A 25,186-nucleotide genomic window follows, 5' to 3' on the forward strand; every position below is an offset into this window, starting at 1 on the left:
CGCGATCCACGGCAACTGGTCGCATGTTCCGATATGTTAGCGACGGGCCGTTCGGCCGCCTGATCATCGATCGCCCACGCCAGCGCAATGCCGTGCCGGTGGAAGGCTGGGGCGAGCTGGCGGCTGCCACGGTCGCGGCGGAGATGGCGGCACCGTGCGCGCTGATCGTGCAATCGGCGGCGGAAGGGGCCTTCTGCGCGGGCGCGGACCTGGGCCATCTCGCCACGCTGGGGCAGGATGTCGGCGGGCGCACCGCGTTCCGGCTGGCGATGCGCGGGGCGATCGACGCGCTGGCGGCCTTGCCCTTTCCGGTGATCGCGGCCGTGGACGGCGGCTGCTTCGGCGCGGGCGTGGCGCTGATGCTGGCCTGCGACGTGGCGGTGGCGGGCGAGGGCGCGCGGTTCGCCGTGCCGCCGGCGCGGCTGGGCATCGCCTATCCGCAGGAGGATATCGACCGGCTGGCCGCGCGGGTGGGGCGCGGGCAGGCGGGGCTGATGCTGCTGGGCATGGAGACGATCGACGCGGCGGAAGCGGCGCGGATCGGGCTGGTCGAGCGCGCCGTGCCCGTGGCGCTGGCCGAGGCCGAACGGCTGGCGGCGGCGATGGCGGAGGGCGCGCCTTCGAGCTTCGCGACCCTGAAGCGGATGATCGCGGGCGTGGGGCCGGGCGTGGATACCGACGCGCTGTTCGACGCGAGCTTCGGATCGGCGGATTTCCCCGAAGGGATCGCCGCCTATCGCGAGCGTCGCAAGCCGGAGTTCCGGCGATGAGCGAGGCGTGGATCGACATTCCCGGCAATCCGGCGTCGCGCCTGCTGCTGATCGGGGATCATGCCTCCAACCGCGTGCCGGCGGACATCGACCTGGGCATCGATCCGGCGCTGCTGAACGAGCATGTCGCCATCGACATCGGCGTCGATCCGCTCGGCCGGGCGCTCTGCGCCGCGCTGGATTGCCCCGGCATATTGGGCGGGGTGTCGCGGCTGGTGACGGACCTGAACCGGGAGGAGGACAAGCCCGGCCTGGTGCCGATCGCCAGCGACGGCCACGCCGTTCCGGGCAATGCGCTGGACCATGCCGGGCGCGAGGCGCGGATCGCCCGTTTCTGGCGGCCCTACCACGCCCGCGTGGCGGAATTGATCGCGTCCGGCCTGCCGGCGATGCTGATATCGCTCCACAGCTTCACGCCGAAGCTCGCCACGTCGGACGAGCCGCGCCCATGGTCGATCGGCATCCTCTACAATGAGGACGATCGCGCCGCGCGGATCGCGATCCCGCTGCTGGAGGCGGCCGGCGTGGCGACCGGCGACAACCAGCCTTATTCGGGCAAGGTGCTGAACGCGACGATGAACCTGCACGGGGAGGGCAGCGGCATCCCCTATCTGGGCATCGAGGTGCGGCAGGACCTGATCGGCGACGAGGCCGGCGTTGCCCGCTGGGCGGGGATATTGGCGCCCGTCATCCGCGCGACGGCGGACGCCCTTATCGGCTGAGGCCGCCCGCCAGATCGAGGATCGCCGCCCATTCGGCATCGCTGACGGGCGAGACGGACAGGCGCGACTGGCGCACCATCTCCATCCCCGCCAGCCGGGGATCGCCCTTGATCGCCGCCAGCGTCACGGGCTTGGCCAGCGGGGCGACGGGGGCCACCGCCACCGATGCCCATTTGCCATCCGGCCCATCCGGCCGGGCGGTGCGGGTGATCCGCATCACGCCCACGCACGCCTTGTCCGCGCCGCTATGGTAGAACAATGCTTCGTCGCCCACCTGCATGGCGCGCAGGTTGATGCGGGCGGTGGGGTTGCGCACGCCATCCCATTCGGTTGCGCCATCGCGGACCAGATCTTCCCACGCATAGCTTTCGCGTTCGGATTTCATCAGCCAGTGCGCCATGCGCTCTCCTTTCCCTCGATCGCGGCGATGCGATCCTAGATCATTTTCCGTTGCTTTAGATCGACAAACTCGAAAGCCGCCGGCCCGCATCCCTGGCGCCTTTCGAGGTGCATCGTCGCTCTTTCTTTTTTCATCCGAATTGCGTTATGAAAAGCGACAGCGGAAACGCATATGCGTTGTTGAATGCAATGATTAAGCCGATCCGCGTGAAAAACATAATAAGACATAACCATACAGGGGGGATCATAAATGGGTTCGTTCACCGCGCGCCGGCTGGCACTCGGCCTGGCTTATGCCGCTGTTTCCATTGGCGCTCTTTCTACGGCGACCGCCTTTGCGCAGGCCGAGCAGGGGGCATCGGCCGCCGCGCAGGCGCCGAACGGCGGGCTTGAGGATATCGTCGTCACGGCCCAGCGCCGTTCGGAAAATCTGCAGACCACGCCGATCGCCATCACCGCGCTGACCGATAGCGCGCTGACCTCCGCCGGCATCACCGACATCACCGGGGTCGTCCAGGCGACGCCCAGCCTCTATTTCGCGCCCTATCCCAATTCGTCGACCACGCTGATCCTCTACATGCGCGGGCAGGGCATCGGCGATCCGGGCATCATCACCAAGGATGGCGGCGTCGGCCTCTATGTCGACGGCATCTACCAGTCGCGTCCGCAGGCCTCCGCCTTCGACCTTGCCGATGTCGAGCGGGTCGAGGTGCTGCGCGGCCCGCAGGGCACGCTCTACGGCCGCAACACCACGGGCGGCGCGGTGAACATCATCAGCAAGAAGCCGACCGGCGAGGCTTCGGTCGACGGGCTGGTGACGATCGGCAACTACAACCATCAGCGCGTGCTGGTGAACGCCAACCTGCCGCAGCTCGGCGATTTCAAGATCAAGCTGACCGGCCTCTACAGCAACCGCGACGGCTGGGCGAAGAATGCCGACGATACCGGCGACACGCCCGACGCCAACGATTTCCAGAGCGACCGCAAATATGCGGTGCGCGGCGCGATCCGCTGGGAGCCGGCCGACAATGTGACGATCGACTATTCGGGCGATTACAGCAATGCGCGCACCACGCCGGTGCGCTACGTGACCGATCCGTCGGTCGCTTCCTATATCTTCCCTGGCTACACCGACAATCCCAAGGAAGCCTATCGCCCGGTATACCTGCCCTATAGCCGCGTGAAATCGGACGGGCAGACCCTGATCGCCGAATGGGAAGCGAATGACGGGCTGACGCTGAAGTCACTGTCCGCCTATCGCCACATCAACTACACCGCCTACCAGGATTATGTGGAATCCTTCCTGGCGCCATTCTACTCGATCGATTTCATCCATTCGAAGACCTACACGCAGGAATTCCAGGCGATCGGCGACATCGGCGACCGGATCAAATATGTCGGCGGCCTATACTATTTCCGCGAGAAGGCGGACCACCTGCTGCTGGTGGATGTCGGCACCGGAGTGCCGGGGCAGCTCGCCATGTCGGACCGCTATACCGAGGCCAAGTCCACGTCGAAGGCGATCTTCGGCCAGGCGACCTGGACGCCGCCGATCCTGGAAGACAATCTCGAGGTCACGGTCGGCGGGCGCTACACCTGGGACAAGCGTAGCGCGGATCGCACCCGCAGCGCCGAATTCTTCATCGGAGATACGCCGGAGGACGTATCTCCGCTGGTGAACCGCCGCTTCCTCGGCAACGGCACCTATTTGCCGCTGGGCGTGACGGTCGGCGATATCCGGGTGAAGAGCCACAAGTTCAATCCCTCGGTCATCCTGAACTATCGGGCGACGGACAATGTCTCCGTCTACGGCAAGGTGGTGACGGGCTATAAGGCCGGCGGATCGAACGAAGCCTCGCCCACCTTCACCCGCACCTTCGACCCGGAAACGGTGACGAGCTACGAAGTCGGCGTGAAGAGCGACCTGTTCGATCGTCGCGTCCGCCTGAACCTCAGCGGCTTCATCGCCATCTACAAGGACCTGCAGCTCGATATCTCGGCGGATGCGGCCGATGCGTCGCTTGCCGATACCTTCAACGTCGGCCGGGCGAACGTGAAGGGCCTCGAGGCGGACCTGACGGTGGTGCCGGTGCGCGGCCTCACCTTGGCGGCCAGCTATACCTACACCCATTCGAAGATCACCAAGGTGTTCGCGCCGGAAGGCTCGATCTTCGATCCCGTCGTCAACGCCGGGTCGCCGGTGCAGGTGGGCGATGACATCTCCGGCTATTTCGTGCTGCCCTTCACGCCCAAGCACAGCCTCCGCCTCTCCGGCGACTGGACGGTGGGCGATATTGGCCCCGGCAGCCTGGCGCTGCATGCCGATTACACCTGGAAGGACAAGATCTACACCACCGCGGGCGACGGCCCGTCCGTGCCGATGGGCCGCGACAAGCCGATCAACGCCAGCTACGGCCTGGTCGACGGGCGCATCACCTACACGATCGATCGCGGCGACGATCGCAGCATATCGCTGGCGCTGTGGGGCAAGAACATCTTCGACAAGCGCTATCCGGGCTTCGTCGTCGGTTCGGGATCGATCATCGACGGCTATTTCTCGCAGGCGGCGTCCTACGGCCAGCCGGCGACCTATGGCGTGGAGCTTGGCTTCCGCTTCTGATGCGAAGGGCCGCCCGGATCGCCATGATCCGGGCGGTGCCGATCAGTCGGGCGAACGGGGGCTGATCTCGATCCGGGCGATGCGATCGCCGGCAATCGTATAGCGCCCCGTCAGCGCCAGTTCGATCACGTCCCCCGCCCGGACGGATCGGCCGAGGAAATCCGGCACGTCGATGCGCGCCGTCAGCCTGTCGTGGATCGATACGGTGGCGCCAGCGGCATCGCTTTCGATATGTTCCGGCGTCATCCGGTCCTCGAACCGGTCGATCATCCAGCGATAGGTGGCAAGATAGGCGTCGCGGCCGATCTGCTCGCCCGCGGCGGACCGCAGCACCACGTCTTCGGCCAGCAGCGCCGACAGTTCCGCCGCATCCCCGCGATTATAGGCATCGTAATAACGGCGCATCAGTGCGGTCGCATCCATCCGTCTCTCCCCCCCCGTCGATGTTGCCCTTTACGTTAGCGTAAGGGGATGGCAGTCTCCCCAGCGGACGGGGATCATGGCCCGCCGGAGAGGATAGCATGGCAGACGAGGAAATCTTCCGCGCCGAAACCCGCGCCTGGCTGGAGGCGAATTGCCCGCCGGCGATGCGGGAGCCGGTGACGGGGCTGGACGATGTCTATTGGGGCGGCCGCAACGGCCGCTTTTCCAGCCCGGAGCAACAGGCATGGTTCGAGGCGATGGCCGCGCGCGGCTGGACCGTGCCCGATTGGCCGAAGGATTATGGCGGCGGCGGCCTCAGCCCTTCCGAGACCAAGATATTGCGCGAGGAGATGGCGGCGCTCGGCTGCCGCAGCCCGCTCCACAGCTTCGGCATCTGGATGCTCGGCCCCGCGCTCCTGAAATTCGGCACGGAGGAGCAGAAGCGCCGCTATCTGCCTGATATCGCGCAGGGCCGCATTCGCTGGTGCCAGGGCTATTCGGAACCGGGCGCCGGATCGGACCTCGCCGGCCTCCAGACGCGGGCCGAGGACAAGGGCGATCACTGGCTGGTCAACGGGCAGAAGATCTGGACCAGCTATGCCGACAAGGCGGACTGGATATTCTGCCTCGTCCGCACCGATCCCGCGCAGAAGCAGGGCGGCATCAGCTTCCTGCTGTTCGACATGGCCTCGCCCGGCGTCTCGACCAGGCCGATCCTGCTGATCTCCGGCTCCTCACCCTTCTGCGAGACCTTCTTCGACGATGTGAAGGTGCCCAAGGAGCAGATCGTCGGCGCGGTGAACCAGGGCTGGACCGTCGCCAAATATCTGCTGGGGCATGAGCGCGAGATGATCAGCGCGATGGGTTTCGGCAGCGGCGATCCCTCGCTGGGGCGGGACCTAGCGGAAAGGCTGGGCGCCTTCGCCAACCCGGTGCTGCGGGCCGAGGTGGCGCTGCACGACGTGGACATGCTGGCCTTCCGCGCCATGTCCGAGAAATTCCTGGACGAGTTCAAGGCGGGCCTAGCCCATCCCGCCCAGCCATCGATGATGAAATATGCGGGGACCGAGCTGAACAAGCGCAGGCTGGAACTGGAGATGGCGGCCGGCGGCACGGACGCGCTGGTCTGGGGCGACGACAATGCCGTTTCCCGCCACTGGCTGCGTTCCAAGGCCAATTCGATCGAGGGCGGCACGAGCGAGATCCAGCTTGGCATCATCGCCAAGCATATCCTCAACCTGCCGGGAGCCTGAGCAATGGCGTTGTTCCTTACCGAAGAGCAGGTGATGCTGAAGGACATGGCCGGGCCTTTCCTGGCCGATCAGGCGCCGGTGAAGCATCTCCGCCAGTTGCGCGATGCGAACGACGCCGCCGGCTTTTCCCGCGATCTGTGGCGGCGGTTCGGCGAGATGGGGCTGGCGGGCGTGCTGGTGCCGGAGGCGCAGGGCGGCGGCGGATTGGGCCATGTCGAGGCCGGGATCGTGCTGGAGGAGATCGGCCGCAACCTTTCGCCATCGCCCTTCCTGTCGACCGCCGTGGCGGCGGTGACGGCGATCGGCGGCGCGGATGCCGAGCTTCGCGCCCGGTGGCTGCCCGGCATCGCGGCGGGCGAGACGGTGGCGGCGATCGCCGTGGACGAGGGGCGCCGGCACGATCCGGCCAATGTCGCGCTGGCGGCCGAGCGTTCGGGCAACGGTTTCCGCCTCAACGGCGCCAAGCGCTTCGTGGTGCATGGCCATGTCGCGGACCTGCTGATCGTGGCAGCGCGCACCTCCAGCGACGTGGGCGAGATGCGGGGCATCACCCTGTTCGCGGTGGAAAGGGGCGCGGCCGGCCTTTCCGCCGATCCGGTGCGGATGGTGGACAGCTCGATCGCGGCGGAGATGCTGTTCGAGGACGTGGAGGTGGATGCCGGCGCGGTGATCGGCACCGTCGACGACGGCTGGAGCCTGCTCACCCGCACGCTGGATGCGGGGCGCGTGGGTGCTGCGGCCGAGATGCTGGGCGTGGGCGGCGCGGCGATGGCCATGACGATGGACTATCTGCGCCAGCGCAAGCAGTTCGGCCGGCTGATCGGCGAGTTCCAGGCGCTGCAGCACCGTGCCGCGCATCTTTATTCCGAACTGGAGATCGCCCGCGCCGCGACGCTGAAGGCCGCGCAGCTCATGGACGCGGACGACCCCAAGGCGGAGCTGATGGCGGCGGTGGCCAAGGCTAAGGCCGGCAAGGCGGCGATGCTGGCGGTGCAGGAAGGCGTGCAGATGCACGGCGGCATCGGCATGACCGACGAATATGACATCGGCCTCTACATGAAGCGGCATCGCCTGCTGGACGAGCTGTTCGGCGATACCGCCTTCCATGCGGAGCGGGTGGCCCGGCTCAACAATTATTAGGGCGGGGCGATATTCGGGGTGCCGGGCGCAGCTCGTGCCCGGAAAGCGCCGTCACCGCCCTGCAGGCGCCCGAAACAGAAAACCCCGCGCAACGATGGTTGCGCGGGGTTTCTTTCTTCCGGCCCCGATGAAGACGGGGCGATCAGGATGCCTCAGGCCGCTTCGGAAGCCCGCTTGGCGCGCTTGCGCTCGTGCGGGTCGAGGTGGCGCTTGCGCAGGCGGATGGTCTTGGGCGTCACCTCCACCATCTCGTCATCGTCGATATAGGCGATGGCCTGTTCCAGCGTCATCTTCTTCGGCGGGGTCAGGCGGATCGCGTCGTCCTTGCCGCCCGAAGCGCGGAAGTTGGTGAGCTGCTTCGCCTTCATCGGATTGACTTCGAGATCGTCATCCTTGGCGTTCTCGCCGATGATCATGCCCTCGTAGAGCGGCTCGCCGGGGCCGACCATCAGGATGCCGCGATCTTCCAGCGAGTTCAGGGCATAGGCATTGGCCTCGCCATTGCCGTTGGAGATGAGGACGCCGTTCTTCCGGCCCTCGATCGTGCCCTTATAGGGGCCATATTTCTCGAACAGCCGGTTCATGATGCCGGTGCCGCGCGTATCCGACAGGAATTCGCCATGATAGCCGATCAGGCCGCGCGACGGCGCCGAGAAGGTGATGCGGGTCTTGCCGCCGCCGGACGGGCGCATGTCCGTCATCTCGGCCTTGCGCTGGTTCATCTTGTCGACGACGGTGCCGGAGAATTCCTCGTCCACGTCGATCACGACGGTCTCATACGGTTCCTCGCGGCCGTTCTCGCCATCGCGGAACAGCACGCGCGGGCGGCTGATGCCGAGCTCGAAGCCCTCGCGGCGCATCGTCTCGATCAGCACGCCGAGCTGGAGCTCGCCGCGGCCCGCCACCTCGAAGCTGTCCTTGTCGGCGGCTTCCGTCACCTTGATGGCGACGTTCGATTCCGCCTCGCGGAACAGGCGGTCGCGGATCATGCGGCTGGTGACCTTCGATCCCTCGCGGCCCGCGAAGGGGGAATCGTTCACCGCGAAACGCATCGACAGCGTCGGCGGATCGATCGGCTGCGCCTTGATCGGCGTGCTGACGGAGGTATCGGCGATGGTGTTCGCCACGGTCGCCACGGCCAGGCCGGCCAGGCTGATGATGTCGCCCGCCTGCGCTTCCTCCACCGGCACGCGATCGAGGCCGCGGAAGGTCATCAGCTTGGACGCGCGGCCCGCCTCGATCACATTGCCGTCGGCATCGAGCGCGTGGATCGGCTGGTTGAGCTTGACCACGCCCGAATTGACGCGGCCGGTGAGGATGCGGCCGAGGAAATTGTCGCGATCGAGCAGCGTGACCAGGAAGGAGAAGGGCGCATCCAGATCGACGCTGGGCGGCGGCACATGGCTGATGATCTTTTCGAACATCGGGGTCAGCGTGCCTTCGCGCGCCTCGGGATCGTCGCTGGCATAGCCGTTGCGGCCCGAGGCGAAGAGCACGGGGAAGTCGAGCTGCTCGTCCGTCGCGTCGAGGCTGACGAACAGATCGAACACCTCGTCCAGCACTTCCTGCACGCGCGCGTCCGAACGATCGATCTTGTTGACCACCACGATGGGACGCAGGCCCAGCGCCAGCGCCTTGCCGGTGACGAACTTGGTCTGCGGCATCGCGCCTTCGGAGGAGTCGACCAGCAGGATCACGCCATCGACCATCGAGAGGATGCGTTCCACCTCACCGCCGAAATCGGCGTGGCCGGGCGTGTCGACGATGTTGATCCGCGTGCCCTGCCAGTCGATCGAGGTCGGCTTGGCGAGAATGGTGATCCCGCGTTCCTTTTCCAGATCGTTCGAGTCCATCGCGCGCTCTTCCACGCGCTGATTGTCGCGGAACGTGCCCGACTGGCGGAAAAGCTGGTCGACCAGCGTGGTCTTGCCATGATCGACGTGCGCGATGATGGCCACGTTGCGGAGGCTCATGAAAAAGGATCCTGCGGAGGAGAGGGAATTTGCCGGGCGCCATATCCGAATCGCCGCGCTGCAACAAGGCAACAATGCGTTTCGGCGGTCATGGCGCCCGGAAAACCATCAATCGGCGCAGCTGTCGGCCGCGCCCGCATCCAGATCGAGGCAGCGGCCGTCAATCTCGCCCGCCGGGATCTTGAGGCCGACCAGCGCGCCCAGCGTCGGCAGGATATCCACCGTCTCCACCGACAGCGGCTGTTCGAAGCCGGTGGCGCCGGGGCGATAGAAGAGGATCGGCACGCGCCGGTCATTCTGCCAGGGCGAGCCATGGGTGGCGACGAAGCCCCTGGTGGGATCGGCGATCGGCATCACCTTGGGCTTCAGGAGGACGATCAGGTCGCCCGAGCGTTCCGGATCGAAGGAGGCGCGGGTGCGCTCGGCCAGCGACCATTCCTCCACCGGCGGCTGCGGCATCGGCAGGCGGCGCATGTCGTCGGCGGTGAACACCTCCGCCACCTGGCGGTGCGCCAGCAGCCGCGCCTTGAGCGCCGCGAGCAGGCGCGGGCGGACGTCCGCCGGAATCTCGCGCGAGAGATACCAGTCGCCGAACGGCCCGTCGCCGTGGATCAGATCGTCCTTCAGCGAGAGGTTGAACTCCCTGGCCATGATCTCGGAATAGGCGGCCGGGTTCAGCTTCGGATCGACGCGCTCGGCATAAGCGAAGCCGCGCTGGCGGGTGCGCTCGGTCAGGTCGTGGCCGCCATGATCGGCGGTGAGGACGACGGCATAGGGCACCTTCGTCGCATCCAGGGCGGCGAGGATGCGGCCGACATTATTGTCGAGCGCCACCATCTGCGCGCACATCTCCGCGCCCTCGGTGCCGTAGGTGTGGCCGACATAGTCCGTCGCCGAAAGGCCGATGGTCAGCACGTCGGTGCCGGCGCCGCGGCCGAGCTTCAGCTCGTCGAGCAGGCCGATGGCGAGATCGGTGGTGGTGGCATCGAAATCGGCGGCGGCGCGGAAGCCCTTGAAATCCTCCGCCTTGCGATCGGCCAGCACGCCCACCTGCTTGCCCTGGCCGATCGGCACGGCCACCGAGCGCGAACGGCACATCGCCGGCAATTCCGCCTTGCCGGGCTTCGCCACCAGCGCGGCGACGCGGGCGTTGATCGGGCCGATCGCGGCCGGCACAGGGCGATCCTTGCGATCGGGCAGCGTCACATAGCTCTTGCCGCCCCAGAACCACATCTGGTCGGTCACATGGCCGCCCATCATCACGGCGGCGCGATCCTTGCCGGCGACGGCGACGACGCGGCTGCCGGGATCGGCGGCCTTCATCCGATCGCCCAGCGTCTGCGCCTTCAGATAGAGCGGCGAGACGACATAATGATCGGAATCGCTGCCCGGCGCGGACGGATCTTCCGAGCAATAGACCTTCTTGTCGGCGCGCGGCAGCGACAGATCATACCAGTTGTTGGCGACGATGCCGGTGCGGCCGGGGCGCGATCCGGTGAGGATCGTCGAATGGCCGGGGCAGGTTTCGGTGGCGGCGTGGCTCTGATAGCCGGCCGGGAAGACGATCGCATTGGCCAGCCGCTTCATGCCGCCGGTATAATGTTGCCGATATTCGGCGAAGAGATCGGCGGAGAACTGATCGACCGAGATCGCCACCAGCAGCTTCGGCCGGGAAGGCTGCGCCACCGCGCCGTCCGCCTGCGCCGCCGTCGGCAGCATGGCGGCCGTCGCCGCCGCCATCGTAACCTTTTGCCACAATTTCACTTGGATGCTCCCGGTATGCGTGCTGGCCCCGGCGGTGCTATAGCGGCGTGACCATGGAAATTGGAGCCCCGATGATCGCCTTCGGTTGCCGATTGATGACGATGCTTGGCCTGATGCTGATCGGCCTAGCGCCCGCATCCGCGCAGGGCCTGCACATCGCGCCCCGGCTGGTGGCGGAAAGCGCGGAGCCGGCGGCCGGCGGCGCGACCACGCTGGCGCTGGTGATGAAGCCCGCGCCCACCTGGCACGGCTATTGGAAGAATCCCGGCGACTCGGGGATCGAGACGCTCATCGACTGGAAGCTGCCCGATGGTGTCACGGCGGGCGAGCTTGCCTATCCGGTGCCGCACACGCTGATCGTCGCGGGGCTGATGAACTATGTCTATGAAGGCGAATATGCCCAGCTGATCCAGCTCAAGCTGCCCGCCGGCCTTGCGCCGGGCACGACGCTGCCGATCCGGGGCACGGCGAAATGGCTCGCCTGCACCAAGGAAATCTGCGTCCCGGAGAAAGCCGACATCGCCATCGACCTGAAGGTGGGCGACGGCCGCGCCGATGCGGCCCTGGCCGGGAATTTCGCGCGCTGGCGGGCCGCCATGCCCAAGCCGCTCGGCAGCGAGGGCCGCTTCGCCGTGAAGGGCGAAACCTTCCGCCTCGCCGTGCCGATCCCGGCCAAACTGGATGTGGCGGACGTCTATTTCTTCCCGCTGACGGACGGCGCGATCGATTATGCCGCACCGCAGGCGGTGAGCCGCAACGGCGACAATCTGATCGTCGAGGTGAAGGCCGGCGGCGGGGCGGCGGGCCTGAACGAGGTCGACGGCGTTCTCAGGATCGGCAGGGACAACGGGCTGGCGCTGTCGGCGAAGCCCGGCGAGGTGCCGGCGGCCGGCGCGCCGGTGACGGCTTCGTCGGAAGGCGCGGGGATCGGGGCCGGCGGCGTCCGCACCGCGCTTCTCGCGCTGGGCGGGGCGATCCTGGGCGGGTTGCTGCTGAACGTCATGCCCTGCGTATTCCCGATCCTCAGCCTCAAGGCCCTGAGCCTCGCCCGCGCCGGTGGCGACGGGCGCGGCGCGCGGCACGAAGCCCTGGCCTATGCGGCGGGCGCCGTCGCGACCTGCCTGGCGCTGGGTGGCGTGCTGCTGGCGCTGCGCGCCGGCGGGGAGGCGGCGGGCTGGGCCTTCCAGCTGCAGGACCCGCGCGTGATCCTGCTGCTGCTGCTGCTCACCGCCGCGATCGCGCTCAACCTCGCCGGTCTGTTCGAGCTTCCGGCCGTGGCCGGCGGCCAGGCGCTGGCGGCCAAGGGCGGCACGCACGGCGCCTTCTGGACGGGCGCGCTCGCCGCCTTCATCGCCACCCCCTGCACCGGCCCCTTCATGGGCGCGGCGCTGGGCGCGGCGCTGGTGCTTCCGGCGGCGGCCGCGCTGGCGGTGTTCGCGGGCCTGGGCCTGGGGCTTGCCTTGCCTTTCCTCGCGCTCGGCTTCGTGCCGGCGCTGCGCCGGCGGCTGCCGCGCCCCGGCCCGTGGATGGACCGGCTGCGCCGCATCCTCGCCATCCCGATGTTCCTGACGGCGCTTGGCCTCGCCTGGCTGCTGGGCCAGCAGGCGGGCGTGGACGGGATGACGCTGGGCCTGAGCGCCGCGCTGCTCACCGGCTTCGGCCTGTGGTGGGTCGGCCGCCGGCAGGCGACCGGGCGCGCCGCCGCCTGGTGGCCGCTGGCGCCCGCCGCCGCCGCCGCGCTGGCGCTGATGGTGGCGGTGCCGCGCGAGCCCGCGGTCGCCGCGGCATCCCAGGCGAGCGAAGGCGCGCTCGGCGCCCAGCCTTTCAGCGAGGAAAAGCTGGCCGCCCTGCAGGCGGAAGGCCGGCCGGTCTTCGTCTATTTCACCGCCGACTGGTGCCTGAGCTGCAAGGTGAACGAGAAGGTGGCGATCGACCGGGCCGAGGTGGCCAAGGCCTTCGCCGACGCCAATGTGGCGGTGCTGGTGGGGGATTGGACCAAGGGTGACGCCGCCATCGGCCGCTTCCTCAACCAGCAGGGCCGATCGGGCGTGCCGCTCTATCTCTTCTACCGCCCCGGCCGGCCGGTGGAGACGCTGCCGCAGGTGCTGACCCCCGGCACGCTCACCGCGCTCGCCGCCTGAATATCGAGAGTTGGAAGCAGAGGAAGGACCATCAGATGATCGGCAAAAGCATCGCATTCGCGGCCGCCATCGCCATCGCGGCGCCCGCCTTCGCCACCGCCACCGTCGGCCAGCCGGCGCCCGATTTCATCGCCGCCGATGCCAATGGCAAGCCGGTGAAGCTCTCCGGCTTCCGCGGCAAGACGGTGGTGCTGGAATGGAACAATCCCGGCTGCCCCTTCGTGCAGAAGCATTATGACAGCGGCAACATGCAGAAGACGCAGGCGGCCGCGAAGGCGCAGGGCGTGGTGTGGCTGACGATCAATTCGGGCGCGCCGGGCAAGCAGGGTTATATGACGGGCGCCGAGGCGCAGGCCTTCGAAAAGAAGGAAAAGGCGGAGGCGACGGCCTATCTGCTCGATCCCAAGGGCATCGTCGGCAAGCTCTACGACGCCAAGACGACGCCGCACATGTATGTGATCGATCCGGCAGGCACGCTCGTCTATGCCGGCGCGATCGACGACAAGCCCACCGCCGACCAGGCCGATATCACGACGGCGCGCAACCATGTGCTGGCGGCGCTGGCGGACGTGAAGGCCGGCAAGCCGGTCGCGGTGGCGACCAGCAAGCCCTATGGCTGCTCGGTGAAATACGCCGGCTGATCCGGGCGTGGCGGGGATGCGGGGGTGGACGCGCCGGCAGGCGCTGGCCGGTGGGCTGGCGCTCCTGGCGGCGGGCCGGCAGGTGCTTGCGGCGCCCGCCCCGGCATCGCCCGCCACCGCCTTCGTGAACGTCAACGTGCTGCCCATGGATCGGCAGCGCGTGCTGCGGGGCCAGACGGTGATCGTGGCGGACGGGCTGATCCGCGCGATCGGCCGGGGGATCGCCGTTCCGTCGGGCGCGCGCTGCATCGACGGCGGCGGCACCGCATTCCTGCTGCCCGGCCTTGCCGACATGCACAATCATTCGGACAGCCGGCAGGATCTGGCGGTGCAGCTCGCCTGCGGGATCACCACCAGCCTGAACATGGGCGAGGCGCGCAACAGCTTCGTCGGCCGCACCCGCGCCGCCGTGGCGCGGGGCGACGTGCCGGGGCCGCGCGTCTTCGCGGCGCTCGCCGTCGATGGATCGCCCCAATATGGCCATCTGGTGGTGCGCACGCCGGATGAGGTGCGCGCCGCGCTGATCGTGGCGCGCGCCAACGGCTACGACTTCATCAAGGTCTACAACAATCTCTCGGCCGAATGCTTCGCCGTGCTCGCGCGGGAAGGGCCGGCCATGGGCCTGCCGATCGTGGGCCATGGCGTGACGGCGGTGGGGCTGGCCGGGCAGATCGCGGCCGGCCAGGCGATGGTCGCCCATCTGGAGGAATTCTTCTACACCTTCTTCCCCCAGCCGCCGGAAAGCGCGCCCAACGCCGCGCCGGATGAAGCCGCCATCCCGGCGGCCGTGGCCCTGGCAAAGCAGGCGGGCACGTTCATCGTCGCCGATCTCGTCACCTACGGGACGATCGCCAGCCAGTGGGGAAAGCCCGAACAGGTGCAGGCCTTCCTCGCCGCGCCCGAGGCCCGCTATCTCGCGCCCGCCTATCGCTTTTCCTGGCCGCGCGAGGGCTATGCCCGCAAGGCCGGCAGCCTCGACGATCGCGTCCGCTTCCTGCGCGTCTTCGCCCGCGCGCTCGAACAGGCGGGCGTGCCGCTGCTTTCGGGCACGGATTCGCCGGATATTCCGGGGCTGGTGCCGGGCTTCGCGCTGCACGGCAATCTCGACCGGCTGGTCGCCGCCGGTTTCAGCCGCCATGCCGCGCTGGAAACGGCCACGCGCCGCGCCGGCGAATTCATCGCCAAGACCCATCCCGGCGGCATGCCGTTCGGCACCGTCACGCCGGGAAGCCGGGCGGACCTAATCCTGGCATCGGCCAACCCGCTCGACGACCTCGCCACGCTTCGCCGGCCGGCCGGCGTGATGGCGGGCGGGCGCTGGCACGATGCCCCCGCGCTCGCCGCGATGCTGGCCGATGTGGCGGCCGGCTACGCCATGCCGGGCTGAGACCGCCCGGAGCGGGGCCGCCATATCGATGGCGGATCAGCCGCCATAGGGCCGGGTGATGATTTCCAGCAGATGGCCGTTCGGATCCTCGAAATAGAGGCCACGGCCGCCGTCATGACGGTTGATCTCGCCCGGCCTGGAACGGGCGGGATCGGCCCACCAGGTGAGGCCGCGTTCGCGGATGCGGGCGAAGGCGGCGTCGAAATCCTCCTCGCCGACAAGGAAGGCGTAATGCTGCGGCGAGACATTGCCGTCCTTCGCCAGGAAATCCAGCGAAACGCCGTTGTCGAGCGCCACCACCCGGAAATGGCCGAAGGGGGTGGGCGCCGGGCGATCGAGGATATCCGCCAGGAAGCCGGCGGAGGCCGCCGTGTCGGCGCACCAGACGATGATGTGGTTCAGTTCCGCGACCATCTTGGCACCACCTTCCGTTGCCTCGGGTGGGGAGGTTGCATGTGGGGCCGGGGCAGGGTGGATTCAATCGCCGTCCCGGCGCGATGGCCGCGGACCGGGGGGAGACGCCTCAGGGAATTTTCACCTGCCGCATGCGGATCACGCCGTTGGCGATGAAGGGTTCGAGGATCACGGCGATGCGGGCGCTGCGCAGCGTGCCGGTGGCGACGTTCCAGGCGCTGTTGGCCAGGATGTCGGCGATCTGGATGCCGGCGGTGCGGCGGCTGTCGCGCAGTTCCGCGCGCGAGGCCGGATCGTGCCGGTCGATCAGCCTTTCCACTTCGTCGCGCACGCGGGCCAGCGTCGTATCGGAATAGCGGCCGTCGTCGATCAGCGCCGTCACCGGGCCGGGTGCGGCGTCCAGATGCGCGCCGATCGCATCGGCCAGCAGCGCCGAATAGGTCTTGAGATCGAGCGCGCCGCTATCCTCGCCCGGATGGCGGGCGGGCGTGGCGACGCTGATGATCGCCTCGCCGCCGAAGCGCTCGATCAGTTCCAGCACATAAGCGCGCTCGATCGGATCGATGCGGCTGCCCTTCAGTTCGCCGGTCAGCCCCGTTACCGCGCGATAGCGGGCGAGGAGGGCCGCCGCGCCTTCGTCGCTGATCGCCACGGCGGCAAGCGTCATCGCCCCCGTGGCGGGCGCCCCGCTTTCATCGCAGAAGATCGGCATCCTGCCCCCCATGTCCGGTCTGAAAGAAAGGGCCGCCCCGTCGCAACGGAGCGGCCCCTGGCAATTGGTTGATGGCGGGTGGGTTCAGGCCCCTTGCGGCGCCGGATCCCCCCAGCCGCCGCCGGGACGCTTGCTCTTGGGGATGGAGGAGCCGCCGACGCCGATCTGCACATGGCGGTGGCCGCCCGTCTCGTCGCGGCCGATTCGCTCGCCCTTGATCGCATGCTTGGCTTCCTCGCCGGTCAGCGTCTCATATTCCAGCAGCGCTTCGGCCAGGCGATGCAGCTCGTCCAGATTCTCGGTGAGCACCTGGCGGGCGGTCGCCTCGCCTTCCTCGACGAAGCGGCGGACCTCCTGATCGATCAGGCGCGCGGTCTCCTCCGACACGGTCTGCGAGCGGGCGACCGAATGGCCGAGGAACACCTCGTCCTGATTGTCGCGATAGCGCAGCCAGCCGAGCCGTTCGGACATGCCATATTCCATCACCATCGAACGGGCCATGTCGGTGGCCTGCTGGATGTCGTTGGAGGCGCCGGTGTTGAGCGCGTCCTTGCCGTAGATGAGCTGTTCGGCGATGCGGCCGCCAAAGCAGAGCGCGAGCCGCGCCTTCATCTGGTTCATCGACATGGAATAACGGTCGCGCTCGGGCAGGTTCCAGGTCACGCCCAGCGCGCGGCCGCGCGGGATGATCGTCACCTTGTGCAGCGGATCGCAGCCGGGGACGTGCAGCGAGACGAGCGCGTGGCCGGCCTCGTGATAGGCGGTCGCCTTCTTCTCGTCCTCGGTCATGACCATGGACTTGCGCTCGGCGCCCATCATCACCTTGTCCTTGGCTTCCTCGAACTCCTTCATCGCGACGAGGCGCTTGCCCTTGCGCGCGGCGAGCAAGGCGGCCTCGTTGACGAGGTTGGCGAGATCGGCGCCGGAAAAGCCCGGCGTGCCGCGCGCGATGGTGCGCGAATCGACATCGGGGGCGAGCGGCGTCTTCTTCATATGGACTTCGAGGATCTTCTGCCGGCCCTCGATGTCCGGGCGCGGCACCACGACCTGCCGGTCGAAGCGGCCGGGGCGCAGCAGCGCGGGATCGAGCACGTCGGGCCGGTTGGTGGCAGCGACGATGATGATGCCCTCGTTCGCTTCGAACCCGTCCATCTCGACGAGGAGCTGGTTCAGCGTCTGCTCGCGCTCGTCATTGCCGTTGCCGAGGCCGGCGCCGCGATGGCGGCCGACCGCGTCGATCTCGTCAATGAAGACGATGCAGGGCGCGTTCTTCTTCGCCTGCTCGAACATGTCGCGCACGCGGGATGCGCCGACGCCGACGAACATCTCGACGAAGTCGGAACCGGAAATGGTGAAGAAGGGCACGTTCGCCTCACCCGCGATGGCGCGGGCGAGCAGCGTCTTGCCGGTGCCGGGCGAACCGACCAGCAGCGCGCCCTTGGGGATCTTGCCGCCGAGCCGGGCGAACTTGGTCGGGTCCTTCAGGAAATCGACGATCTCCTGCAGTTCCTCGCGCGCCTCGTCGATGCCGGCGACGTCGTCGAAGGTGACGCGGCCATGCTTTTCGGTGAGCATCTTGGCGCGGCTCTTGCCGAAGCCCATCGCGCCCGAACCGGCATTCTTCTGCATCTGGCGCATCACGAAGAAGGCGATGCCCAGGATCAGGAGGAAGGGCAGGGACTGGTAGAGCAGGATCATCCAGAAGCTGGCCTGCTCCTCAGCCTTGGCGCGGAAGTTCACGCCCTTTTCGGCGAGCCGCTGCACAAGCTGCGGATCGGAGGGGGCGATGGTGCGGAAGCTCTGGTCGTTGTTGAGCTTGCCCGTGACCACGTCGCCCGCGATCTCGACATCCTTGACGGTGCCTTCCTCCACATGGTTGAGGAATTCCGAATAAGGGATGGCGCTGGCGTCCGCGCGGCGTGACGAGCTGTCGAACATCGAAACGAACGCGACGAGCGCGAGCAATATGCCCACCCAGATGAGAAGGCTTTTCATCCAGGGGTTGCCCTGCGGTTCCTTGTCGTCGTTCATGCGTTCCTGACCTTTCGAGGCCACCAAGATAGGGGGTCCCCGGTTAATGGCAATCCAACGCCGGGGGATGGGGCCGCTTTTTCAGCCGAATCTGCGGGGTGGGGCGGGAGCGAACGTCCAGATTGCGCCCGGCCGGGCCAGAATCGCGCCGATCGAGGCGGGCTGGCCGGCCTCGAGTCGCGCGATCAGCGGCGCGATTCGGTCGGCCCGGCCTTCCTCGCCGAGATTCGCGAGCGCGCGGCGGACGAGTCGGTGGACCAGCTCGGCGGGCAGGCCAGCGGGGTCGAGCGTCACCCCGTTCCCGGCCACGCCGGCGCGTTCGTTCCACAGCCTTTCGGCCGCCCAGTCGAGCGCGCGGGCGGCATCGGCGAGGTTGGCGGCGGCCTGGGCGAGGCCGGGCACGTCCAGCTCGGGATTGGCGGCCAGCAGCGCGCGCATCCGGCTGCGGTCGTAGCGGGGATCGCGGTTGGAAGGATCGTCGACGGGATCGATCCCGGCTTCGGCGACGATCGCCGCAAGCTCGGCGCGGCGCCAGCCGAGCAGCGGGCGGATGATCGCGCCGTTCGCTGCCCGGATGCCGGCCAGCCCGCCCACGCCCGCGCCCCGGCTGGCGCGCATCAGCAGCGTTTCGGCCTGGTCGTCGGCGTGATGGGCGGTGGCGACGAAGGCCAGCCCCGCGTCCGCGCGCCAGCCCTCCAGCGCGGCATAGCGGGCGGCGCGGGCGGCGGCCTGAACGCCCTCGCCCGTAGGCGCCACGGTTACGGCGAGCGTGGCATGCGGCACGCCGCGCGCGGCGCAGAGGCCGGCCACGAACGCGGCCTCGGCGGCGGCTTCCGGGCGCAGGCCGTGATCGACGGTGGCGGCCGCGATCCGGCCGGGCATCGCCTCGGCCGCCAGCAGCAGCAATGCAACGCTGTCCGGCCCGCCCGATACGGCCAGGCCGATACGGGCCTGATCGCCGGCCAGCCTGCCGATGTCGGACCGGAAGCGATCGATCCGATCGGCGGCGGGCGATCCGGCCGGCATCATCAACCTGTCGCGAAAGCCTGAAGGCCGGTCAGGACTTGCACTTGGCGTCGGCTCTGGCCTTGGTCACGCGGTCCTTGAGTGCGGCCGCGATCGTCGTGCCGTAGACGTCGTCCAGTTCGCGATAGACCTCGCACGCCTCGCTGGGCTTGGGCGGCTTCAGCGCCATCAGCGACTGGCCGAGATAATAGAGGCTGTCGGGCGCGCGCTCGCCACGCGGCAGCTTCTTGTAATTTTCCAGGAAGGTCTGGGCCGCCTTGGCCGGCTGGCCGCTGTCCAGCAAGGTCCGGCCCAGCAGGTTGCGGGCGAAGCTGGCGCGCTTGTGATCGGGATATTTGGCGATGAAGGCGCGCAGCGCGCTTTCCGCCTCGGGATATTTCTTGGCGGCCCACAGATCGTAGCCGGCAAGATAGGCATCCTCGCCCGCATCGCCCGATGCCGGGCGGTTGGAGGCGACGGCGGCAGGCGGGGGCGGGGCGACCTCCGGCGCGGGCTGGGCGGGACGGCCGGGGGCGGGCGGCGTCAGCACGGGGGCCGCGGCGCTGCCGCCCGGCTTGGCCGTGGGATTGCCTTCCAGCGCGTTCAGCCGGAATTCGGCATCGCCCTTGAATCGGCTCATCTGCTCTTCGATCTGGCGGATCTTGAAGCTGTTCTGTTCGATCTGGCCGGTCAGGCGCGCCAGCTCCTGCTCCAGCGAGCTGACCCGCGTGGTGAGATCGGCGAGCGGGTTGCTGGCGGGCACGCCGCCGGCCGCGGGCGCCGCCGGCTGGGGAGCGATCTCCGGCTCGAAATATTGCTGGTTGCCGCCGGGGAACACCTTGCGCTGCACCGCGCGCATCTCGCGCTCCAGCTTGTCGACGCGCTGGCCGACATCGGCGGGTTGGGGCGCCGCCGCCAGAGGCGCGGCCGTCGTCGCCAGCAGCAGGGCCGCGGTGATCGCGAAACGCATGATTAGTCCCTCAGCTCGGTTGATGGATAGGATGTCCATCCTCCATGGCGGCTGTCGCTGCGATGAAGCAAGCCCCGATCGCGCGAAAGCGCGCCGGATGCCGGCCGCGAACGGCCGAGCCGGTGGCAGGGATCAGGGGTTGATCGGCGCCGGGTTGGGCAGGACGGGCGCCGGATCGCCGGGAAGCGCCGCTGCCGGCGCCGGCACCGGGGCCGCGGAAGCGGTGGGCGGATTGAGCCGGGCGAGCAGGGCATCCGCCTTCAGGCTCACGTCGCGGATCGTGCGTTCCGGGGCGCCCAGCGGTGGGATCACCGCGCTGCCTACGGTGACGCGCAGGGCCTGCGGCCGTCCGGTGAGGATGCGGGGATCGGCGGCCGTGGCCGGCACTTCCCACGTCTCGCCGACGTTAAGCTGCTTTTCGATCAGACGGGTGCCGCCGTCCGAGACGCGCAGCCATACCGGCTCGAGCGCGGTCAGCACCACCGGTCCGCTCGACGGCGTGGGAGCCGGTGGCGCGATCGAGGCGGGCGGCGGCGTCGGTTCGGGCAGGCCCTGGGCCGGCGTGGCGCTGGCCACCCGTTCCTGGTCGCCCGATCCGGTGAAGGCGCCGCTCCGCCACAAGGCATAGGCGCCGCCGAGCACGATCGCGACGACGATCGCCACCGTCACAAGGAAGCGGGAGGGCACGCGGGCCGGATCGGCGGGCTCGAAGGGTTCGGGAATGATGCGTTCGGGCTGGCCGCCGCCCATCTCCTCGCGGAATTCGCGGGCCAGGGCGTTGGCGTCGAGCCCGACGATCTGGGCGAAGGCGCGGACGAAGCCGACGCTGTAGGGCACGGCCGGAAGCGCCGCGATGTCGCCCGCCTCGATCGCTTCCAGATGGCGCAGCGGCACGCGCGTCCGCGCGGCGATGTCCGCGAGGTCGAGCGCGTGCGCCTTGCGCGCCTCGGCCAGGCGTGCGCCTACAGTAAAGGGAGCCTCCACGGCGAATTCGCCGGTCGTGTCATTCATGCGACCTCCGGGGCGCTCCATCCCATTATCCCGAAAAAGCGCGCGCCACCTGTTGCCTTGTCACAAATGCAAACCGGGACGTCAAATCGAAACGATCGTCCCGGCCCATATTTACGCGAAAAATCAGCTTATAGCCACGCCTTGTTCATCGGCCCAGGCCGTCAGCCGGGCGCGCATGTCCGGCGCGCCTTCGGCAAGCCATCGCGCCATGTCCGCGCGCAGCCGCGCGGCATCCAGCGTGCGCACCATCGCCTTGACCGGCCCGATGGCAGCGGGCGTGATGGAAAGGCGTTCGATGCCCAGCCCGATCAGGGCCATGCTTTCCAGGCTGCGGCCGCCCATTTCCCCGCAAACCGCCGTCGGCACGCCGGCTGCGCGCGCCGTTTCGGCAACGCGCGCGACGAAGCGCAGGATGGCGGGGGAAAGCCAGTCGAACCGTTCGGCAAGCTTGGGATGCGATCGATCGGCGGCGAACAGAAACTGGGTGAGGTCGTTGGTGCCGATCGACAGGAAATCCAGCTTCGGCAGCAGCACGTCCAGCATCTCCGCCAGCGCCGGCACCTCCAGCATCGTGCCATATTGCACGGCGGTGGGGAGGGGCCGGTTGCGATCGGCGATCCAGCGGCGCTGGGTTTCGAACAGGGCCTGCGCCTGATCGAACTCCCACGGTTCGGAAACCATCGGGAACATCACGTGGAGCGTGCGACCGGCGGCGGCCTCCAGCAGGGCGCGCGCCTGCGCCTTCATCAGCGCATCGCGATCGAGCGCGAGGCGGATGGCGCGCCATCCCATGGCGGGATTTTCCTCCTGATGCGCGTCATGGTTCATGTAGGGCAGCGTCTTGTCGCCGCCGATATCGACGGTGCGGAAGATCACCGGCCGGTCGCCGGCGGCTTCCAGCACGTCGCGATAGAGCCGCTGCTGGCGCTCGCGCTGGGGGAGGGTGGCGGAAACCAGGAACTGGAATTCGGTGCGGAACAGGCCGATCCCGTCGGCGCCCGTCACGTCCAGCGCGGAAACGTCGTCGCGCAGGCCGGCATTCACCATCAGCGTGATCCGCCGGCCATCGAGGGTGACGGGCGGCAGATCGCGCATCGCCGCGAATTCGGCGCGGCGCTTCTGGCCCAGCGTCAGCTTGGCGTCGAACGCCTCCTCCATCGTGGCGGTCGGCCGGATGAACACGGCGCCCTGCGCGGTATCGAGCAGGACGAGATCGCCTTCCTGCACCATCTGGCGGATGTCGCGCACCCGGCCCAGCACCGGCACGCCCATGGCGCGGGCGACGATGGTGACGTGCGCCGTCAGCGATCCTTCCTCCAGGATCACACCCTTCAGCCGGCGGCGGTCATATTCCAGCAGCTCGGCCGGGCCGAGGTTGCGCGCCACCAGGATCGAATCCTGCCGCAGGCCCATCTGGGCCGCGGTGCCGAGCTGGCCGGAAACCGTGCGCAGCAGCCGGTTGGAAAGATCCTCCAGATCGTGCATCCGGTCCGCCAGCAGCGGATCGCTGATCTCGCGCATCCGCATCCGGGTGCGCTGCTGCACGCGCTCGATCGCCGCCTCGGCGGTCAGGCCGCTGTCGATCGCCTCGTTGATCCGGCGGGTCCAGCCTTCGTCATAGGCGAACATCTTGTAGGTCTCGAGCACGTCCTGATGCTCGCCCGCCGTGCCGAATTCGGCCTGGCTGGTCATCCGCTCGATCTGCTCGCGCATCTGGCGGAAGGCGGCATAGACGCGCTGGCGCTCGACCTCGATGTCCTCGGCCACGGTATATTCGATGTGCACGCGCGGCTGGTGGAACACCACATGGCCGCGCCCCATGCCCTCCACCAGCTTCAGCCCGCCGAGCCGCACGGGCCCGGCCTCGCGCGCGCCGCCGGTGCCGGGGGAAGCCTCGTCGATCAGGCCGGCGCCGGCAATCAGCTCGGCCAGCACCATCGCCACGGTCTGCAGCGCCTCTATCTCCACCTCGTCATAGCGGCGCGGCTCGGCATGCTGCACGGCCAGCACGCCCACCGCGCGCTCGCGCCGCACGATCGGCACGCCGGCGAAGCTGTGGAACAGGTCCTCGCCGGTTTCGGGCTTGTAGGCGAAATCGGGGTGGCTCGTCGCCTCGTCCAGGTTCAGCGTCTTCACCTCGGCGGCGATGTGGCCGACGAGGCCCTCGCCCAGCGCGAGGCGGGTGACGTGCACGGCCTCCTGCTTCAGGCCGCGCGTGGCGTAGAGCTCCAGCAGCCCGTCGCGCAGCAGGTAGATGGAGCAGACCTCGCTCGAAAGCGCCTCGCCGATGATGTTCACCACCTGGTTGAGCTTGGCCTGCGCATTGGTGCGCGCGGCCATCACGTCGTGCAGGCGGGTCAGTATCTCACGGGCGGCGGAGGTGGCGGTCGTTCCGGGCATGTGCCCCTGCTAACAGAGGAAGTGGCCGCCGCGCCACACAGTTATGCTTGGGGGCGGCGATGGCGGTGGACCGAACCGCATTCTAGCGCACCGACAGCCGTATCTCGGCGCGCAGGCCGCCTTCGGGGCGGTTGGCGAGCGTGACCGTGCCGATCCCCTCCAGTGCGCGGACGACGATGGCGAGGCCAAGCCCCGCCCCACCGCTTTCCCGACTGCGGGAGGCGTCGAGCCGGTGGAAGGGATCGAACACATGCGCCATGTCCGCCTCGGCGATGCCGGGGCCGTCATCGTCGATCGTGATGCGGATGGCATCGGCTTCGCGCGACAGGCGGACCCGCGCCTGCCCGGCATGGCGCAGCGCATTCTCGACGAGGTTGGCGACGGCGCGGCGGATGCGCAGCGGCGGCAGCACGGCCGGCAGCCGGTCCGGCCCGTCATAGCTGGCGTCGGCGCCGGTATCGGCGGCATCGTCCACGATCGTCATCAGCAGCGAGGCGAGATCGATCGGCTTGGCGGCCTCCGGCTCCGCGCCGCGCAGATAGCCGAGGATCGAGGTCATGAACGCCTGCATCTCGTCCAGATCGCGCAGGATCGCATCGCGCGTCTCGCCCGGTTCCAGCGCGCCGGCCCGCAGCCGCAGCCGGGCGATCGGCGTCAGCAGATCGTGGGAGACCGCCGCCAGCGCCTGGGTGCGATCCTCCACCAGCGCCATCAGCCGGGCCTGCATCGCGTTCACCGATCGGGCGAGGCTGATCACCTCGGGCGGGCCTTCCTCCGGCACGGTGATCGGCTCGCCCAGCCCGGCGCGGTCGGCGGCCCGGGCCAGGGTGCGCAGCGGCTCGGCCAGCGCGCGCAGCAGCAGCAGCGTCGCCAGCAGCACGCCGCCGGTCAGCAGCAGCAGCGACACCAGATGGCTGCCCAGCGTGGGCACGCGGGCGCTGCGCCCTTCGGCGCGGAAGATGATGCTTGATCCGTCGCCCAAGCGGAGCGCGCCGGCCACGCCGCCGCCGGCATCCTCGACGATGCGGATGTCGCGGTGGGCCAGCCCCGGCTCCAGCTCGGACATCCGCTTGCGGATATGGCCCACGGGCAGATGCGGCGATGGCTCCGCCATGGGCGGCGCGGCCCCGGCGGACCATCCCAGGGCGAGGCTGTCGGTCGAAAGCCGGCGGGCGGCCTCGCCCCGCTCCGCGCGGGGCAGGGGGGCGATCAATCGGTCTGCCAATGCCAGCCGGCCGGCGACCCGCTCCGCCTGGCTGGACGCGACAAGCTCGGTCTCGGCCCGCTTGTAGAGCAGCTCGCTGCCGAAGAAGGAAAGGCTGGTGGTGACGAGGATGACGAGCGCGATCTGGCCGGCAAGCCCGATCGAAAGCAGGCGCGATCCCTTCAGCATGGCGGTGGCGCCTCCGG

General features: G+C 68.7%; 20 protein-coding genes. 8 read left to right on the forward strand and 12 right to left on the reverse strand.

Annotated features, from left to right (window positions below; translation table 11 throughout):
- The first annotated feature begins 23 nt into the window (after positions 1 to 23).
- Both G432_RS16495 and G432_RS16500 read left to right on the forward strand, forming a co-directional pair.
- Entirely contained in the window at positions 24 to 770 is a 747-nt protein-coding gene (locus G432_RS16495) for an enoyl-CoA hydratase/isomerase family protein (protein WP_015459956.1), read from the forward strand.
- The gene (locus G432_RS16500) at positions 767 to 1,492 is read left to right on the forward strand and encodes an N-formylglutamate amidohydrolase (protein ID WP_015459957.1); all 726 of its coding nucleotides are present in this window, start codon (positions 767 to 769) and stop codon (positions 1,490 to 1,492) included. The genes G432_RS16495 and G432_RS16500 overlap by 4 nt, the downstream gene beginning before the upstream one ends.
- Here the strand turns inward: G432_RS16500 and G432_RS16505 are convergent.
- Entirely contained in the window at positions 1,482 to 1,892 is a 411-nt protein-coding gene (locus tag G432_RS16505; protein WP_015459958.1) for an EVE domain-containing protein, read from the reverse strand. The genes G432_RS16500 and G432_RS16505 overlap by 11 nt on opposite strands.
- Positions 1,893 to 2,141: 249 nt before the next feature.
- On the opposite strand from G432_RS16505, the gene G432_RS16510 reads away from it, so the two are divergent.
- Positions 2,142 to 4,511: a TonB-dependent receptor gene (locus tag G432_RS16510; RefSeq protein ID WP_015459959.1), complete on the forward strand. Its 2,370-nt coding sequence runs from the start codon at positions 2,142 to 2,144 to the stop codon at positions 4,509 to 4,511.
- Between the two features lie 42 nt (positions 4,512 to 4,553).
- Here G432_RS16510 and G432_RS16515 read toward each other — a convergent pair whose 3' ends face one another.
- Complete coding sequence (locus tag G432_RS16515) at positions 4,554 to 4,934, reverse strand: nuclear transport factor 2 family protein (protein WP_015459960.1); 381 nt, start codon at positions 4,932 to 4,934, stop codon at positions 4,554 to 4,556.
- A 98-nt stretch (positions 4,935 to 5,032) separates the two neighbouring features.
- On the opposite strand from G432_RS16515, the gene G432_RS16520 reads away from it, so the two are divergent.
- Both G432_RS16520 and G432_RS16525 read left to right on the forward strand, forming a co-directional pair.
- Positions 5,033 to 6,187: an acyl-CoA dehydrogenase family protein gene (locus tag G432_RS16520; RefSeq protein WP_015459961.1), complete on the forward strand. Its 1,155-nt coding sequence runs from the start codon at positions 5,033 to 5,035 to the stop codon at positions 6,185 to 6,187.
- Between the two features lie 3 nt (positions 6,188 to 6,190).
- A complete protein-coding gene (locus G432_RS16525; protein ID WP_015459962.1) occupies positions 6,191 to 7,327 on the forward strand; it encodes an acyl-CoA dehydrogenase family protein in 1,137 nt (378 codons plus the stop codon).
- 152 nt (positions 7,328 to 7,479) lie between these two features.
- Here G432_RS16525 and typA read toward each other — a convergent pair whose 3' ends face one another.
- Both typA and G432_RS16535 read right to left on the reverse strand, forming a co-directional pair.
- A complete protein-coding gene (typA, locus tag G432_RS16530; protein WP_015459963.1) occupies positions 7,480 to 9,300 on the reverse strand; it encodes a translational GTPase TypA in 1,821 nt (606 codons plus the stop codon).
- 108 nt (positions 9,301 to 9,408) lie between these two features.
- Positions 9,409 to 11,040 (reverse strand): alkaline phosphatase family protein, encoded by a 1,632-nt coding sequence (locus tag G432_RS16535; RefSeq protein WP_015459964.1) that lies wholly within the window; start codon positions 11,038 to 11,040, stop codon positions 9,409 to 9,411.
- A gap of 95 nt (positions 11,041 to 11,135) precedes the next feature.
- Here G432_RS16535 and G432_RS16540 point away from each other — a divergent pair, with 95 nt between their 5' ends.
- Genes G432_RS16540 through G432_RS16550 form a run of 3 tightly spaced genes read left to right on the forward strand, consistent with a single transcriptional unit; the run spans position 11,136 to position 15,233 of the window.
- Positions 11,136 to 13,205, forward strand: coding sequence for a protein-disulfide reductase DsbD family protein (locus G432_RS16540; protein ID WP_015459965.1), 2,070 nt, complete (start codon positions 11,136 to 11,138; stop codon positions 13,203 to 13,205).
- A gap of 35 nt (positions 13,206 to 13,240) precedes the next feature.
- Complete coding sequence (locus G432_RS16545; protein ID WP_015459966.1) at positions 13,241 to 13,846, forward strand: thioredoxin family protein; 606 nt, start codon at positions 13,241 to 13,243, stop codon at positions 13,844 to 13,846.
- Between the two features lie 16 nt (positions 13,847 to 13,862).
- Positions 13,863 to 15,233, forward strand: coding sequence for an amidohydrolase family protein (locus G432_RS16550; RefSeq protein ID WP_015459967.1), 1,371 nt, complete (start codon positions 13,863 to 13,865; stop codon positions 15,231 to 15,233).
- A gap of 36 nt (positions 15,234 to 15,269) precedes the next feature.
- Here the strand turns inward: G432_RS16550 and G432_RS16555 are convergent, their stop codons facing one another.
- The 8 genes from G432_RS16555 to G432_RS16590 all read right to left on the reverse strand — a co-directional run bounded on the left by G432_RS16555 (position 15,270) and on the right by G432_RS16590 (position 25,169).
- Entirely contained in the window at positions 15,270 to 15,647 is a 378-nt protein-coding gene (locus tag G432_RS16555; protein ID WP_015459968.1) for a VOC family protein, read from the reverse strand.
- A gap of 109 nt (positions 15,648 to 15,756) precedes the next feature.
- Positions 15,757 to 16,359 (reverse strand): DUF3800 domain-containing protein, encoded by a 603-nt coding sequence (locus G432_RS16560; protein ID WP_015459969.1) that lies wholly within the window; start codon positions 16,357 to 16,359, stop codon positions 15,757 to 15,759.
- A gap of 84 nt (positions 16,360 to 16,443) precedes the next feature.
- Positions 16,444 to 18,390, reverse strand: coding sequence for an ATP-dependent zinc metalloprotease FtsH (gene ftsH / locus G432_RS16565; protein WP_015459970.1), 1,947 nt, complete (start codon positions 18,388 to 18,390; stop codon positions 16,444 to 16,446).
- Between the two features lie 81 nt (positions 18,391 to 18,471).
- Positions 18,472 to 19,416, reverse strand: a complete 945-nt coding sequence (tilS, locus tag G432_RS16570) for a tRNA lysidine(34) synthetase TilS (protein WP_015459971.1) — start codon at positions 19,414 to 19,416, stop codon at positions 18,472 to 18,474.
- 31 nt (positions 19,417 to 19,447) lie between these two features.
- On the reverse strand, positions 19,448 to 20,365 hold the full coding sequence (locus tag G432_RS16575) for a YbgF trimerization domain-containing protein (RefSeq protein WP_015459972.1): 918 nt from the start codon (positions 20,363 to 20,365) through the stop codon (positions 19,448 to 19,450).
- 132 nt (positions 20,366 to 20,497) lie between these two features.
- Positions 20,498 to 21,376 (reverse strand): helix-turn-helix domain-containing protein, encoded by an 879-nt coding sequence (locus G432_RS16580; RefSeq protein WP_144062069.1) that lies wholly within the window; start codon positions 21,374 to 21,376, stop codon positions 20,498 to 20,500.
- Between the two features lie 123 nt (positions 21,377 to 21,499).
- Positions 21,500 to 23,776: a phosphoenolpyruvate--protein phosphotransferase gene (ptsP, locus tag G432_RS16585; RefSeq protein WP_015459974.1), complete on the reverse strand. Its 2,277-nt coding sequence runs from the start codon at positions 23,774 to 23,776 to the stop codon at positions 21,500 to 21,502.
- Positions 23,777 to 23,858: 82 nt separating this feature from the next.
- Positions 23,859 to 25,169, reverse strand: a complete 1,311-nt coding sequence (locus G432_RS16590; protein ID WP_015459975.1) for an ATP-binding protein — start codon at positions 25,167 to 25,169, stop codon at positions 23,859 to 23,861.
- Positions 25,170 to 25,186: the final 17 nt, after the last annotated feature.

It is taken from the genome of Sphingomonas sp. MM-1 (assembly GCF_000347675.2).
Taxonomy (GTDB): domain Bacteria; phylum Pseudomonadota; class Alphaproteobacteria; order Sphingomonadales; family Sphingomonadaceae; genus Sphingomonas_E; species Sphingomonas_E fennica.

Coding starts and splice junctions, on each gene's coding strand:
- ptsP (WP_015459974.1), bottom strand. CDS start 23,776: ATGCCCGGAACGACCGCCACCTCCGCCGCCCGTGAGATACTGACCCGC.
- G432_RS16505 (WP_015459958.1), bottom strand. CDS start 1,892: ATGGCGCACTGGCTGATGAAATCCGAACGCGAAAGCTATGCGTGGGAA.
- G432_RS16495 (WP_015459956.1), top strand. CDS start 24: ATGTTCCGATATGTTAGCGACGGGCCGTTCGGCCGCCTGATCATCGAT.
- G432_RS16575 (WP_015459972.1), bottom strand. CDS start 20,365: ATGCGTTTCGCGATCACCGCGGCCCTGCTGCTGGCGACGACGGCCGCG.
- G432_RS16520 (WP_015459961.1), top strand. CDS start 5,033: ATGGCAGACGAGGAAATCTTCCGCGCCGAAACCCGCGCCTGGCTGGAG.
- G432_RS16535 (WP_015459964.1), bottom strand. CDS start 11,040: ATGGCGGCGGCGACGGCCGCCATGCTGCCGACGGCGGCGCAGGCGGAC.
- ftsH (WP_015459970.1), bottom strand. CDS start 18,390: ATGAACGACGACAAGGAACCGCAGGGCAACCCCTGGATGAAAAGCCTT.
- G432_RS16515 (WP_015459960.1), bottom strand. CDS start 4,934: ATGGATGCGACCGCACTGATGCGCCGTTATTACGATGCCTATAATCGC.
- tilS (WP_015459971.1), bottom strand. CDS start 19,416: ATGCCGGCCGGATCGCCCGCCGCCGATCGGATCGATCGCTTCCGGTCC.
- G432_RS16560 (WP_015459969.1), bottom strand. CDS start 16,359: ATGCCGATCTTCTGCGATGAAAGCGGGGCGCCCGCCACGGGGGCGATG.
- G432_RS16550 (WP_015459967.1), top strand. CDS start 13,863: ATGCGGGGGTGGACGCGCCGGCAGGCGCTGGCCGGTGGGCTGGCGCTC.
- G432_RS16500 (WP_015459957.1), top strand. CDS start 767: ATGAGCGAGGCGTGGATCGACATTCCCGGCAATCCGGCGTCGCGCCTG.
- G432_RS16590 (WP_015459975.1), bottom strand. CDS start 25,169: ATGCTGAAGGGATCGCGCCTGCTTTCGATCGGGCTTGCCGGCCAGATC.
- G432_RS16510 (WP_015459959.1), top strand. CDS start 2,142: ATGGGTTCGTTCACCGCGCGCCGGCTGGCACTCGGCCTGGCTTATGCC.
- G432_RS16555 (WP_015459968.1), bottom strand. CDS start 15,647: ATGGTCGCGGAACTGAACCACATCATCGTCTGGTGCGCCGACACGGCG.
- G432_RS16580 (WP_144062069.1), bottom strand. CDS start 21,376: ATGAATGACACGACCGGCGAATTCGCCGTGGAGGCTCCCTTTACTGTA.
- typA (WP_015459963.1), bottom strand. CDS start 9,300: ATGAGCCTCCGCAACGTGGCCATCATCGCGCACGTCGATCATGGCAAG.
- G432_RS16525 (WP_015459962.1), top strand. CDS start 6,191: ATGGCGTTGTTCCTTACCGAAGAGCAGGTGATGCTGAAGGACATGGCC.
- G432_RS16540 (WP_015459965.1), top strand. CDS start 11,136: ATGATCGCCTTCGGTTGCCGATTGATGACGATGCTTGGCCTGATGCTG.
- G432_RS16545 (WP_015459966.1), top strand. CDS start 13,241: ATGATCGGCAAAAGCATCGCATTCGCGGCCGCCATCGCCATCGCGGCG.